Source organism: Flavobacterium sp. (genome assembly GCF_043773265.1).
Classification (GTDB): Bacteria; Bacteroidota; Bacteroidia; order Flavobacteriales; family Flavobacteriaceae; genus Flavobacterium.
Genome location: NZ_JAYVFH010000247.1, coordinates 1 through 15,359, shown reverse-complemented (window position 1 = coordinate 15,359; position 15,359 = coordinate 1). Strand labels below are relative to the sequence as shown.

The 15,359-nt window shown below is 31.3% G+C and carries 7 protein-coding genes; 6 read left to right on the top strand and 1 reads right to left on the bottom strand.

What is annotated here, in order from left to right; genetic code table 11:
* The first annotated feature begins 5 nt into the window (after positions 1-5).
* The 3 genes from ACH2BO_RS13260 (at position 6) to ACH2BO_RS13250 (ending at position 11,725) form a co-directional block, all read left to right on the top strand.
* Complete coding sequence (locus tag ACH2BO_RS13260) at positions 6-1,226, top strand: NAD(P)/FAD-dependent oxidoreductase (protein WP_395045211.1); 1,221 nt, start codon at positions 6-8, stop codon at positions 1,224-1,226.
* Positions 1,227-1,301: 75 nt separating this feature from the next.
* Positions 1,302-5,384: a choice-of-anchor L domain-containing protein gene (locus ACH2BO_RS13255; RefSeq protein ID WP_395045210.1), complete on the top strand. Its 4,083-nt coding sequence runs from the start codon at positions 1,302-1,304 to the stop codon at positions 5,382-5,384.
* A 224-nt stretch (positions 5,385-5,608) separates the two neighbouring features.
* The gene (locus ACH2BO_RS13250; RefSeq protein WP_395045209.1) at positions 5,609-11,725 is read left to right on the top strand and encodes a gliding motility-associated C-terminal domain-containing protein; all 6,117 of its coding nucleotides are present in this window, start codon (positions 5,609-5,611) and stop codon (positions 11,723-11,725) included.
* 39 nt (positions 11,726-11,764) lie between these two features.
* Here ACH2BO_RS13250 and ACH2BO_RS13245 read toward each other — a convergent pair whose 3' ends face one another.
* On the bottom strand, positions 11,765-12,241 hold the full coding sequence (locus tag ACH2BO_RS13245; protein WP_395045208.1) for a TspO/MBR family protein: 477 nt from the start codon (positions 12,239-12,241) through the stop codon (positions 11,765-11,767).
* A gap of 83 nt (positions 12,242-12,324) precedes the next feature.
* Here ACH2BO_RS13245 and ACH2BO_RS13240 point away from each other — a divergent pair, with 83 nt between their 5' ends.
* Genes ACH2BO_RS13240 through ACH2BO_RS13230 form a run of 3 tightly spaced genes read left to right on the top strand, consistent with a single transcriptional unit; the run spans position 12,325 to position 15,297 of the window.
* Positions 12,325-13,410: a diphosphomevalonate/mevalonate 3,5-bisphosphate decarboxylase family protein gene (locus ACH2BO_RS13240; protein WP_395045207.1), complete on the top strand. Its 1,086-nt coding sequence runs from the start codon at positions 12,325-12,327 to the stop codon at positions 13,408-13,410.
* A gap of 19 nt (positions 13,411-13,429) precedes the next feature.
* Positions 13,430-14,368: a mevalonate kinase gene (locus tag ACH2BO_RS13235; protein WP_395045206.1), complete on the top strand. Its 939-nt coding sequence runs from the start codon at positions 13,430-13,432 to the stop codon at positions 14,366-14,368.
* Between the two features lie 11 nt (positions 14,369-14,379).
* A complete protein-coding gene (locus tag ACH2BO_RS13230; RefSeq protein WP_395045205.1) occupies positions 14,380-15,297 on the top strand; it encodes a geranylgeranylglycerol-phosphate geranylgeranyltransferase in 918 nt (305 codons plus the stop codon).
* Positions 15,298-15,359: the final 62 nt, after the last annotated feature.

Genomic DNA, 15,359 nt, shown 5'->3' with positions numbered 1-15,359 from the left:
AACTAATGAATTCAAAATACGATATAATCATAGTTGGTGCTGGCGCAGCAGGTTTTTTTACAGCAATAAATATAGTTGAGAAAAATTCGAAATTAAAAGTTGCCATTCTCGAACGCGGAAAAGAAGTTTTAACAAAAGTTAGAATTTCTGGTGGCGGACGATGCAATGTTACTCACGCCTGTTTTATTCCAAATGATTTAGTGAAGTTTTATCCTCGAGGAGAAAAAGAATTGCGTGGTCCATTTCATCAATTTTGTTCTGGCGATACTATAGATTGGTTTGAAAAAAAAGGAGTTGAACTCAAAATTGAAGATGATGGCAGAATGTTTCCAATATCTGATTCATCGCAAACTATTATAGATTGTTTTCAAGATGCTGCAAAGAAACTTGGCATCGATATTTTAATAAATCAAAGTGTGCAATCTCTTTTTAAATCTGAAACTTTAGAAGGAAATTATTGGAAAGTGGAAACCAATTCAGAAAATTTTGCTTGTCAAAAATTAATTCTAACCACAGGAAGTAATCCAAAAATTTGGGAAATGTTATCTAATATTGGACATACCATTATTGAAGCTGTTCCATCACTTTTCACCTTTAATATAAAGGACAATCGCATCAAAGATTTAATGGGATTATCGGCATTTGCATCTGTAAAAGTAAAAAATACTAAATTGGAATCTTCCGGACCATTATTGATAACACATTGGGGAATGTCTGGCCCAGGAATTTTACGGCTTTCGGCTTGGGGTGCAAGAATTTTGGCAGAAAAAAAGTATCAATTTACCTTGCAAGTTAATTGGTTAAACGATTTAACATTTGAGGAAACTCTTGAAAAACTTAAAGAACTCAAACAAGAACATTCTAAAAAAGCAGTTTCAAAGAAGTCACCTTTTGAATTTCCTAATAGGTTGTGGGAAAGTTTGGTTTTGGCTTCAACTATTGAATTCGAAACAAAATGGGCAGATTTAACCAAAAATCAGCTTGTAAATTTAGCCAATCAACTCACAAATGGCGAATTTCAAGTTAACGGAAAAAGCACATTTAAAGAAGAATTTGTAACTGCTGGCGGAATAGATTTAAAAGAAATAAATTTTAAAACTATGGAAAGCAAATTACACGAAAATTTATTTTTTGCAGGCGAAATTGTAAATATTGATGCTATAACTGGCGGTTTTAATTTTCAGAATGCTTGGACTAGCGGTTTTATTGTGGCTAAAGCTGTTTAGTGAAAATAATACTATTTTTCTTGCGCAAGTAACTAAAAATCAATTATATTTGGAGCTCTATAAATCAAACCAAACATGAAAAAACAATTACTATTAACTTTATTTGCTTTATTTTTTGCAACAATAGTTACATCTGCTCAATCTACACCTGTTTGTGGTGGGACTTTTACTGATGCTGCTGGACCAAATGCTAATTATGCTAATTTCTCAAACGTTACTACAACTATTTGTCCTAATAATCCTGGAGAATATGTTACTGTTACTTTTACTTCATTTGCATTAGAAACTAATTTTGATAGATTAAAAATTTATGATGGAACATCAGCAACAGCTCCATTAATTGCTAATTTAACTGGAAGTGTTTTGCCTTCGGCTTATACTGCAAGTAATTCTAGTGGTTGTTTAACATTTGTATTTACTTCTGATGGTTCCGTAAATCAAGCTGGTTGGATTGCAAACATAACTTGTGCTGCAGCAACAACTTGTCCTAAACCATTATCTGTAAATTTATCAAACATTACATCAAACTCTGTTGTAATTGGATGGTTAGAAACTGGAAATGCAAATCAATGGGAAGTAATTGCTTTACCATGCGGAAGTGTTCCTACAGCAACATCAGTTGGAACAATTACTACTGCAAATCCATATGTAATTACCGGATTAAATTCTGCTACTTGTTATAATTTCTTTGTTAGATCTTTATGCTCTGCAACTGATGTTAGTTTATGGTCAAATATTACAACCGCAACTACATTAATATTGTGTCCAACTCCAACAACATTAACTTCAAATACACTTACATCAAACTCTGTAAATTTTGCCTGGACAGAAATTGGTTCAGCAACATCATGGGAATATTTAGTTTTGCCATGTACAGCAATTGCACCAACAGCTACAACTACTGGTTCTGTTACAACCTCAAATTCAGTTAGTATAAATAGTTTGAATCCATTAACATGTTATAAATTATATGTTAGGTCATTATGTAATACTGCATCAACCGAATTAAGTGCTTGGTCAGTTGGATTATCTATAACAACAACATCATTACCAATAGTAAATCCTATATGTGGCGAACAATTTATTGATAATGGTGGTGCAAATTCGAATTATGCAAGTGGTTCAGACAATACTTATGTGATTTGTCCAACAATTGCTGGTGAAGTAGTAAATGTTGTTTTCAATTCATTTGATACCGAAACAAATTGGGATGGATTATATGTTTATGATGGAAATTCAATTACAGCACCACAAATTTCGAGTTTAAATCCTGCTGGAAGTGTTCCAGGTGGATTAGCTGGAGCTTATTGGGGCACAAATATTCCGGAAGTTTTTACTTCAACAAGTACTAATGGATGTTTAACCTTTAGATTTAGAAGTGATGCCTCTGTAAACAAACCAGGTTGGGTTGCTGATGTAATTTGTGGAAATTTTACATTTTGTTATAAACCAACAAATGTTGTTATTTCGAATACAACTTATAACAGCGCTACTGTTAGTTGGACAGAAAATAATACTTCATCACAATGGGAAATTATTGTTCAGCCATCATCCATGCTTGCTCCAACATCAGCTTCAACTGGAATATTAACTTCTACTAATCCATATTTAATAACTGGATTAACATCAAGTACAACATATAGTGTTTTTGTTAGATCAATATGTTCTGCTTCAAGTTTTAGCAATTGGTCTACTATTTCTACATTCACTACATCATCTTGTGTAACTCCAACATCAATTACAACAAATAGTGTTACTGATTCTAGCGCAGTTTTAGCATGGTCAGCAGGAGTTTCAACTCAGTGGGAAGTACTAGTTTTAACTGCGGGTTCAGTTGCTCCAACTAGTACAACGGTTGGAACATTTGTTAATGTAAATAATTATACAGCAACTGGATTAATTTTAGGAACAAATTATCAATTTTATGTAAGGGCAATTTGTGGAGTTGGTTATATAAGTAATTGGTCAGTTCCGTATGCTTTTACTCCTTATGTTGCTTTACCTCCATTAGTTACTAATTCTACAACTTATACAAATTCACAATTAGTTTCTAATGTATTAGTAAACAATCCTTGTATTACTATTTCAAATGTAACATCTAGTACTGGAACAAATTTTGGCACTACAACAAATGGAATTGGTTATTTTACAAATACAAATCCAACGTTTCCTTTAACATCTGGAATTGTATTATCAACTGGTAGTGTTGCAAATGTTCCTGGCCCAAACTCATCAATATTAAGTGATGGAAATTCATCATGGCTTGGAGATACTCAACTAGAATCTATTGTATTGGCCGGAACTGGCTCTGCGATGAATTCTCAAAACGCTACAAAATTAGAATTTGACTTTACAAGTTTAAATGAATTTATGAGTTTTAATTTCTTATTTGCATCAGATGAATATGGAGCGTTTCAATGCACTTATTCTGATGCATTTGCTTTTTTACTTACTGATATTGAAACTGGAGTTACAACTAATTTAGCTGTAGTTCCAGGAACTGTTGCTCCAATTTCTGTAGTTACAATTAGAGATGAAGCTTTTAATACTAGTTGCTCATCGGTAAATCCAGATTTCTTTGGTACTTATTTTACTGGAGGTTTAAATTATTCTTCGGCAACTAATTTTAATGGTCAAACAGTTGAAATGACAGCATCATCAGTTATTTTACCAAATCATCCTTATCACATTAAACTAGTTGTTGCAGATAGAAGTGATTCTGCATTTGACTCAGCTGTATTTATTAAAGCTGGAAGTTTTACTTCTGGACCACCACAATGTGCAGATAAAATAGATTTAATTGCCTTCATAGATTTAAATACCAATGGAGTTCAAGATTCTGGAGAAGTTAATTTTACTTATGGCTCTTTTGTTTCACAACAAAATAATACTGGAGATATAACTAACGTTTCGTCACCTTTTGGAAGCTATACAGTTTATGATTCTAATTCTAGTAATACTTATGATTTTAGTTTTCAAATAAATTCTGAATACGCACCCTATTTTAGTGCATCATCTACTAATTATAACGACATAAACATTGCATTAGGTAGTGGAACTCAAACCATATATTTTCCTATAGTATTAACAAACGGATTTAATGATGTTACTGTTTCTATAGTTCCATTAACACAGCCAAGACCTGGATTTAGTTATACAAATAAAGTTATTTATAGAAATCTTGGTATTGCTACAGCATCAGGCACAGTAACTTTCACTAAAGATCCTTTGACAACAATTACTTCTGTTTCGCAAACTGGTATAGTAAATAATTCAACTGGATTTAGTTATGATTTTACAAATTTAAATCCATATGAAACTCGAAGTTTTAATGTTACTATGAGTGTTCCTTCAATTCCTACAGTGAACATCAATAACATTTTAACAAATAATGCTACTATTTCTGCGCCATCAGGAGATATTAATTTGTCAAACAACTCGTTCGTAAATTCTCAAATTGTTGTTGCTTCATATGATCCAAATGATAAATCTGAATCACATGGAGATAAAATACAATTTAATCAGTTTGCCGAAGGTGATTATTTATATTACACTATTAATTTTCAAAACGAAGGAACTGCAAATGCATTAACTGTTAGCGTTGAAGATATACTAGATGCTAAATTAGATGAAACTAGTATAAGAATGATTAGTGCAAGTCATGACTATGTAATGGAAAGGGTAGATAATCAAATAATTTGGAAATTTGAATATATCAATTTGCCACCAGCAATTGCCAATGCAGAATTAAGTAGAGGATATATTTTCTTCAAAATTAAATTAAAACCTGGCTTTGCAATTGGAGATATTATACCAAATACAGCTTCAATATATTTTGATACAAATCCTGCTATTGTAACTAATACTTTTAATTCTGAATTTGTAACAACTTTAAACAATCTAGCATTTGAATCTGGAAGTTTCTTATTGTATCCTAATCCTGCAAATGGTTTTGTTCAAATTAGTTTACAAAACAATTCAGAAAATATTAAAGGGATAAAATTGTTTGATGTTCTTGGCAAGGTTGTTAAAACATTACATTCTTTTACTTCAAATCTAGCAAATATTAATACATCTGACCTTTCAAAAGGAGTATATATGGTTGAAGTCACCAGTGAAAATAACTTGAAACAAGTTAAAAAATTAGTGATTAAATAGAATTAATTTCATTCTTATTTAAATCCCAATTAATAAAATATTGATTGGGATTTTTTTTGTTAAAAAAACAAATCAAATTGTTAAAAACTTTCTTGATTACTTTATTTTATCGGCAAAAAATTCATGGTTTTTTGGTTTAATTTGCAATCGTTTTGTGCCCACAAATCTATACCGACTTACACAGCTTTTGTTTAAATACATTATTTTTACAATACAAACTTATTATGAAAAATATTTACATTTTTGGATTATTATTATTTTCTTTACTAGCTCAATCTCAGGGCTTTGACGCCTTTGCAAGTGGAGTAAAAATCAACAATACCATTTACAACACGACTGGCACTGGAGTTAATCAAATAAATCCAAATGTTGGCGCGCAATCTTTTGATGGAATAAATTTGGGGGTTTTTGGTCAGAATTCAACTTGTGCAAGAATTACTGGAGCAGAAGTTAAAACATGGAAAACAGTTACAAGCAATGTTTGTAGTACAAAATTATATTGGAGAGTATATCCTGTAAGTTCAACTCCATCTGGAAGTTTTACTGCAATTTCTCTTTCAAATGTGTCTGATTGTAATATAACAACAAATGTTTTTAATGATGGTTTTGGTCCATGTTCTATTAACGATCAGAAATGGAAAAATTATACAGTAACTGATAATTTTATTAGCAGTTTATTGCCTGGTAATTATATTATAGAAATATATTTTGATTTAACTGGATCTGACACCTCACCAGCAACTTGTGAAACTACTAGAAACATTAATAATGCTGGCGCAAATTTTAAAGCAAATTTCACGATATCCAATCCAACATGTAGTCCAACTATTTCATCAACTAATGTTTGTGAAGATTCTAATGTTATACTTACGGCTAATCCTGCTAATGGTGTTTTACCTTATACTTATTCTTGGACTGGACCAAATGGATATACATCAAATGTTGAAAATCCAACTTTTGTTGCAACTTTAGCATCTGCTGGAATATATTCTTTAATTGTTACTGATGCTTGTGGCGCAGTTTCTTCAATGCAAAGTACACAAACATTAACTGTTAATGATAAAATCGTTCCAGAGTTTGAAGGATTAAATCCTGGATTGTGTAGATTTGGAACGCCACCTTTTTTGCCAAATTTATCATCTAACGGAATTACTGGAACTTGGAATCCAGCCACAGTAAATAACACAACCGTTGGTGTTTTCTTTTATACTTTTACACCTAATGCTGGTCAATGTGCCGAAGTTTTTATTCAAACAATTTTTGTTGTAAACAATGTTATTCCTGTTTTTAGTTTACCTGCATCAATTTGTTATGGCTCAGCATTACCAATATTAAATACTACATCTAACAATGGTGTTGTTGGAACTTGGAGTCCATCAATAGTTAGTAATATAGCAGACGGAACTTACGTTTTTACACCAAACGGCGGTCAATGTGCCACGACAAAGACAATTACTATAACAATTACACCAATTGTAAATCCAACTTTTACACTTCCATCATCAATTTGTGAAAATGCTACTGCTCCAATTTTACCAACAACATCAAACAATGGTGTAACTGGTACTTGGAACCCATCAACAGTTAGTAACACTACTTCAGGAAATTATATTTTTACACATACACCTGGAACTTGTGCCACAAATTTAACTATTTCAATAACTGTTACGCCAAATGTAATTCCAACTTTTGATCCAGTTACTCCAATATGCGAAAATGGACTTGCTCCAACGTTACCTACCAGTTCTACAAATGGAATTACTGGAACTTGGAATCCTGCTTTAGTTAGCAATACAGTTTCTGGAACTTATACTTTTACGCCATCACTTGGAGTATGTGCTTTAACAGCAACATTAAATGTAATTGTAAACCCAAATATTACACCAACATTTGATCCTATTCCGAATGTTTGTTATCAATCAGTTTCACCCATTTTACCAACTACATCAACAAATGGAATTACAGGAACTTGGAATCCTGTAACAGTTAGTAATACAGTTTCTGGAACCTATACTTTTACTCCAAATCCTGGACAATGTGCCACAACAACATCAATAAATGTTATTGTTGACATAATTACACCAGTGTTTGATACAATTACACCTATTTGCTCTGGGGAAACAGCTCCAATTTTAAACTCAACTTCTAATAATGGAATTACTGGAACTTGGAATCCATCAACAATAAGCAATACAATTTCTGCATCATATACATTTACTCCAGATGCTGGACAATGTGCAATTGTTACAACAATAAATGTAACAATAACGCCAAATATCTCTCCAACATTTACAATAATTACTACTATTTGTGAAGGAGATAGTGCACCACTATTAAATACAACTTCTAACAATGGAATTACTGGTACTTGGAATCCAGCAACTGTTAGCAATACAACTTCAGGAACTTATGATTTTACTCCTGATGCAGGACAATGTGCATTACCAATAACTATTAATGTAACTGTTAATCCTAATATTACTCCAACTTTTGATACTATTACTCCTTTTTGCCAAGGACAAACTGCTCCAACATTACAAACAACATCAAACAATGGAATTACTGGAACTTGGAATCCTGCTACAGTTAGTAATACAATTTCTGGAACTTATACTTTTACTCCAAATGCAAATCAATGTTCAACAACTGCAACAATTTCTGTAGTTGTAATTCCAAATGAAACACCAACATTTAATGATATTCCTCCTTTTTGTTCAGGAACTGTTGCTCCAGTTTTACCAACAACTTCTATCAATGGATTTACTGGAACCTGGAATCCTGCAACTGTTAGTAATACAACTTCTGGAACCTATACTTTTACTCCAACTACAGGACAATGCGCTACAATTACAACTTTAAATGTTACTGTAACTCCTAATATCACTCCAACTTTTGATTCTGTACCTAATGTTTGTTATGGAACTACAGCTCCAACATTGCCAACTACTTCTAATAACGGAATTACTGGAACTTGGAATCCAGCAACAGTTAGTAATACAGCTTCTGCAACCTACACTTTTACCCCAACTCCAGGACAATGTGCTACAACAGCTACTTTAAATGTAACAGTTATAATAATAAATCCAATATTCGACCCAATTAATCCAATTTGTTATGGTTCTTCTGTGCCAACATTATCAACAATTTCAAACAATGGAATTACTGGAACTTGGAATCCATCTACAATTAGCAACACATCGTCTGGAACTTATACTTTTACTCCAAATGCAAATCAATGTGCACCGATTTTAACAATATCTGTTAGTGTTACAACAGTAACGCCAACTTTCAATGCAATTGCCAATGTTTGTTATGGTTCAACTGCACCAATTTTACAATCAACATCTAATAATGGAATTACTGGAACATGGAATCCTGCAACTGTTAGCAATACAATTTCCGGAACCTATACATTTACACCAACTGCTGGGCAATGTGCACCAATTGTAAATATAACTATTAATGTAACTACAATAACTCCAACATTTAATACAATTACACCAATTTGTGGAGATGCATCTGTCCCAATCTTACAAACAACTTCTAATAATGGAATCACTGGAACTTGGAATCCTGCAACGGTTAATAATACAACTTCTGGAACTTATACTTTTACTCCTGATGCAAATCAATGTGCTACGACTGTAACTTTAAATATAACTGTAACTCCAAATGTAACTCCAACATTTGATGCAGTTCCAGATGTGTGTTATGGTTCAACTGCTCCAACATTGCCAACTACTTCAAATAACGGAATTACTGGAACTTGGAATCCTGCGACGGTTAGTAATACTGCTTCTGCAACTTATACATTTACTCCAAATATTGGACAATGTGCTACAACTGCAACTTTAAATGTAATTGTAAATACAATAACACCAACATTTACTGCAATTGCAGATGTTTGTTATAATTCAACTCCTCCAACATTACCAACAATTTCAAATAATGGAATTACTGGAACTTGGAATCCTGCAACAGTTAGTAGTACAGCTTCTGGAATTTATACTTTTACGCCAACTGCTGGACAGTGTGCAATCACTACAACATTATCTATTAATGTAAATGCTGTTACTCCAACATTTGATACAATTGCACCAATTTGTGAAAATGCAACTTCACCAATTTTAGCTACAACATCTAATAATGGAATCACTGGAACTTGGAATCCTGCAACTATAAATAATACTACTTCTGGAACCTATAATTTTACTCCAGACGCAAATCAATGTGCAATAACAACAACATTAAATATAGTTGTAAACCCAATAATAACACCAACTTTTACTGCAATAGCTGATGTTTGTTATGGTTCAACTGCTCCAACTTTGCCAACTAATTCTAATAATGGAATAATTGGAACTTGGAATCCTGCAACTGTAAGCAATACAACTGCAGGAACATATACATTCACTCCAAATGCTGGTCAATGTGCTACAACTGCAACATTAACGATTAATATAAATGTAATTAATCCTACTTTTAATACAATTGCTGCAATTTGCGAAAACGCAACTGCTCCAACATTACAAACTACTTCTAATAATGGAATCATTGGAACTTGGAATCCTGCAACGGTTAGTAATACAACTTCTGGAACTTATACTTTTACTCCTGATGCAAATCAATGTGCTACAACAGTAACTTTAAATATAACTGTAACTCCAAATGTAACTCCAACATTTGATGCAGTTCCAGATGTGTGTTATGGTTCAACTGCTCCAACATTGCCAACTATTTCTAATAATGGAATTTCTGGAACTTGGAATCCTGCAACTGTTAGTAATACTGCTTCTGCAACTTATACATTTACGCCAAATGTTGGTGAGTGTGCAGTTACAACTTCATTAATAATAAATGTAAATACAATAACACCAACATTTACAGCAATTCCAGATGTGTGTTTTGGTTCAACTGCTCCAACATTACCAACAATTTCAAATAATGGAATTACTGGAACTTGGAATCCTGCTTTAGTTAGTAATGTAAATGCTGGAACATACACCTTTACACCAGATTTAAATCAATGTGCAACAACTGCTTCATTAACTGTGAACATTAATACTATAACTCCAACATTTAATACAATACCTAATATTTGTTATGGTTCAACTTCTCCAATTTTACCAACAACTTCAAATAATGGTATTACAGGAGTATGGAATCCTGCAACTGTAAGTAATACAACAACTGGAAGTTATACTTTTAATCCTGATAATGGTCAATGTGCGACAACTATAACAATAACAATTATTGTAGATACAATTACTCCAACATTTACAGTAATTAATCCAATCTGTGAAAATGGTACTGTACCAACATTACCAACAATATCGACTAATGGAATTTTAGGAACTTGGAATTCGACTGTAAGTAATACTACAACAGGAACTTATACATTTACTCCAAATGCTGGACAATGTGCTATAACAACTACATTAACCGTTGTGGTAAATCCAAATATAACTCCAACATTCAATGCTATAGCTCCAATTTGTGAAAATGCAACTGCACCAATATTACCAACAACTTCTACAAATGGAGTTTCAGGAACATGGAATTCATTAGTTAGCAATACCATATCAGGAACTTATACATTTACCCCAAATGCTGGTCAATGTGCATTAGGAACAACACTTTCTATAACTGTTATTCCGAATGATATACCAACATTTACGCCAATTGCTCCAATATGTAGTAATTCTATAAGTCCAATTTTACCATTAACATCTAACAATGGATATAGTGGAACTTGGTTGCCACCATTAGTTAGTAATACAACAACTGGAACTTATATATTTACACCAGGAATTGGTCAATGTGTTACTAGTGTTAGTTTAACAGTAGTGGTTAATCCAACTCCTACTGATTTAGACATTTCAACAAGTGATGTATTCAATCAAACATCACAAGGTTCAATTATAATAAATGGCGTTACAAGCGGATTAAGTCCCTATTTATATAGTATAAATGGAGGAACATTTACTAGTAATGTTAATTATACTAACTTAGCACCAGGAAATTATATAGTAACAGTTAGAGATGCTAATGGATGTGAATATGAAGAGTCTGTTACAATTATTTCAAATTGTATGTTTCCAAATGGAATTTCTCCAAATGGTGATGGACTAAATGATACTTTCAATTTAAATGGATGTAATGTTGTAAAACTAGAATTATTCAACAGATATGGAATGAAAATTAATAGCTTTTCAAATTATACAAATCAATGGAAAGGAACAACTTCAAATGGAGATGAACTTCCAGACGGAACTTATTTTTATACCGCAGAGCAATCTGATGGAACAACTAAAACAGGTTGGGTTTATATAGCTAGATAATAATAATAAAAGCTTTCGTTACATTACGAAAGCTTTTTTTTATTTGTTTAACCAATAAATACTAGCATTTAAAAGAGTTGCAAAACTCACCCATGCTAGATATGGAATAAATAAAAATCCAGCAATTTTATCAATTTTCTTGAATTGAATATAGGTTTCAAAAATAATTAACCATAATAAAATAATTTCAATTAAAGCTAGAAGTGGATTATGAAGTCCAAAAAACAAATAAGACCATAGTGCATTTAATCCTAGTTGAAGAATAAAAAACAAGAATGCTTTTTTTACATTTTCATTATCAGACTCTAATCTATTCCAAATCATTCCTCCAGAAACACCCATCATTATGTACAAAACAGTCCAAACTGGAGCAAAAATCCAATTTGGAGGGTTAAAAAATGGCTTAATAATTGTAGGATACCATGTTAAAATACTTTCTCTAGTAACAGTTCCTGATAAATAACCAATAACCAAACAAGTGGTTACAACTAAAACTATTCTTAATATTCTTTGCATTTTGTTTAAATTTTATACAAATATAGTAAACAAGACGGTTTAGTTTTTGCAAAATAAGTATCTTTGTTATTAAATTTTTAAACATGATTTTTGAAAAGGAATTTATTATAAACCCAAATTATCAACTTATAGAAAAAGGAAACTTTGAATGGAGTTCACCAAGCAACATAGCTTTAGTTAAATATTGGGGTAAAAAGGATAATCTAATTCCTGCCAATCCGTCAATAAGTTTTACGTTAAACAATTGTAAAACAATTACAAAATTGTTGTTTGAAAAGAAATTTAATTCTACAGAGTTTTCATTTGATCTATTATTTGAAGGAAAACCAAAAGAAGATTTTAAACCAAAAATTTCAAAATTTTTAGAACGCATTGAAAAATATTGTCCTTATATAAAAAACTATCATTTTACAATTGATACTAAGAATACTTTTCCTCACAGTTCAGGAATAGCATCTTCTGCTTCTGGAATGGCTGCATTGGCAATGAACATAATGAGTTTAGAAAAACTTTTAACTCCAGAAATATCTGATGATTTTTTTTATGAAAAAGCATCATTTTTGGCAAGATTAGGTTCTGGAAGCGCTTGTAGAAGCATTAAAGGAAGTGTTGTTGTTTGGGGTGAACATGAGGAAATCAAAGAGAGTTCTGATTTATTTGGTATTGATTTTTCATCTAACATTCATTCAAATTTTAATCATTATCAAGATACTATTTTACTTGTAGATAAAGGAGAAAAACAAGTTTCTAGCACAGTTGGCCATGATTTAATGCACAATCATCCGTTTGCAGAAAAACGTTTTTCACAGGCGTATCACAATTTATCTACAATAAAAGGCGTTTTAACGAATGGGAATTTAGAAGATTTTATAAAAATTGTAGAAAGTGAAGCATTAACTTTGCATGCTATGATGATGACATCAATGCCTTATTTTATTTTGATAAAACCTAATACTTTAGAAATTATCAATAAAATTTGGAAATTTAGAAACGAAACAAAAATTCCTGTATGTTTTACTTTAGATGCTGGTGCAAATGTTCATGTTTTATATCCCGAAAACGTTAGAGTTGAAACTTTGCAATTTATTAAGGACGAATTAGTTGGCTATTGTCAAAATGGTCAGTATATTTGTGATGAAATTGGTTTTGGAAGTCAGAAATTAATTTAACATTACCTCAAATCAGAATATGAAAGGACCATTATTTTATTCAAAAATACTTCTCTTTGGAGAATACGGAATCATTAAAGATTCTAAAGGTTTATCAATTCCATATAATTTTTATAATGGCGCTTTGAAAGTGGAAGAAAATCCTTCAGAAGAAGCTATAAAATCTAATGCAAGCTTAAGAAGATTTGTTGTTTATTTAGAGCAATTACAAAAGGAACAATCTGATTTAATTACTTTTAATCTTGAGGTTTTAAAAACGGATGTTGAACGAGGAATGTATTTTGACTCAAGTATTCCTCAAGGATATGGAGTTGGTAGTAGTGGTGCGTTAGTTGCTGCTATTTATGACAAATATGCTGATAATAAAATAACAGTTTTAGAAAATTTAACAAGAGAAAAATTATTACAGCTTAAAAACATTTTCTCACAAATGGAGTCTTTTTTTCATGGAAAAAGTTCAGGTTTAGATCCATTAAATAGTTATTTAAGTATACCTATTTTAATAAATTCCAAAGACAATATTGAAGCTACAGGAATTCCAACTCAAAGCACAAATGGTAAAGGTGCTGTATTTCTATTAGATTCTGGAATTGTGGGCGAAACGGCTCCAATGGTTTCAATTTTTATGGAAAATTTGAAAGATCAAGGTTTTCGTACTATGTTAAAAAATCAATTTGTAAAACATACAGATGCATGTGTAGAAAATTTTCTTGGTGGCGACTTAAAGTCATTGTTTTCTAACACAAAAAAACTTTCTAAAGTAGTTCTTAACAATTTTAAACCCATGATTCCTGAAAAATTTCATGGAATTTGGCAAAAAGGAATTGACACTAACGATTATTACTTAAAACTTTGTGGTTCTGGTGGTGGCGGATATATTCTAGGTTTTACAGAAGATTTAGAAAAAGCAAAAAAATCTTTAAAAGATTATAAGTTAGAAGTAGTTTATAATTTCTAATTTATATAAAAATGCTTAGCAGAGAAGCCAAACTTAATTTATTGAAAACCTTAAGTATGTTTTCTGTAATTCGTGGTTATAATATTCCAATAATTGCATTAGCACAATATTTATCGGCTATTTTTATTTTAGCACCCGAAAAAGGTGCCCTATCTGTTTTGCTAGATTTTAATCTTTTTATTATTGTTGTCGCTTCGAGTTTAACAATAGCTTCTGGTTATATCATTAACAATTTTTACGACAGCAAAAAAGATTTAATCAATCGTCCAAATAAGTCGAGAATAGATAGATTGGTTAGCCAAAAAACAAAATTACAAGTTTATTTTACTGTTAATTTTGCAGTAGCATTAATAGCTTTTTTTGTATCTATTAGAGCAGTTTTATTCTTTTCAGTCTATATTTTTATGATTTGGTTTTACTCACATAAATTAAAAAAATATCCTATAATTGGTAATTTAACAGCATCGCTTTTAGCAGTATTACCTTTTTTTGCAATTCTATTATACTATAAAAATCTGTATCCACAAATTTTCGCGCATGCTACATTTTTATTTTTATTAATACTTATACGAGAAATAATCAAAGATTTAGAAAACATTAAAGGTGACATTGCAAACGATTACCAAACTATTCCTGTAAAATTTGGAGAAGTATTTGCAAAGAAAACAATCACATTCTTAACTATTTTCACAATTATTCCTGTTTACTTTTTGGTTGAAATTTATGATGTTGGTTTTATGGATATCTATTTTTACATAAGTTTAATTATACTGATATTCTTTCTCATTTTTCTTTGGAAGGCAAACAATAAAATACAATATTTACAATTACACAACATCCTAAAATTCTTAGTTGTATCGGGAGTTTTTTGTATAATACTTATAAATCCTGATGTATTAATACATGGAAAAGCGTTACTTAAAATATAATTTAGAGCAAGTCAGTAGTTATAGTTTTTAAGCCATTTTCCTGCTTTTCGTTACAATCTTTT

Bases quoted from the DNA above. Each gene is read 5' to 3' on its own strand.
- ACH2BO_RS13245 (WP_395045208.1), bottom strand. From the start codon at position 12,241: ATGCAAAGAATATTAAGAATAGTTTTAGTTGTAACCACTTGTTTGGTT.
- ACH2BO_RS13230 (WP_395045205.1), top strand. From the start codon at position 14,380: ATGCTTAGCAGAGAAGCCAAACTTAATTTATTGAAAACCTTAAGTATG.
- ACH2BO_RS13240 (WP_395045207.1), top strand. From the start codon at position 12,325: ATGATTTTTGAAAAGGAATTTATTATAAACCCAAATTATCAACTTATA.
- ACH2BO_RS13260 (WP_395045211.1), top strand. From the start codon at position 6: ATGAATTCAAAATACGATATAATCATAGTTGGTGCTGGCGCAGCAGGT.
- ACH2BO_RS13255 (WP_395045210.1), top strand. From the start codon at position 1,302: ATGAAAAAACAATTACTATTAACTTTATTTGCTTTATTTTTTGCAACA.
- ACH2BO_RS13250 (WP_395045209.1), top strand. From the start codon at position 5,609: ATGAAAAATATTTACATTTTTGGATTATTATTATTTTCTTTACTAGCT.
- ACH2BO_RS13235 (WP_395045206.1), top strand. From the start codon at position 13,430: ATGAAAGGACCATTATTTTATTCAAAAATACTTCTCTTTGGAGAATAC.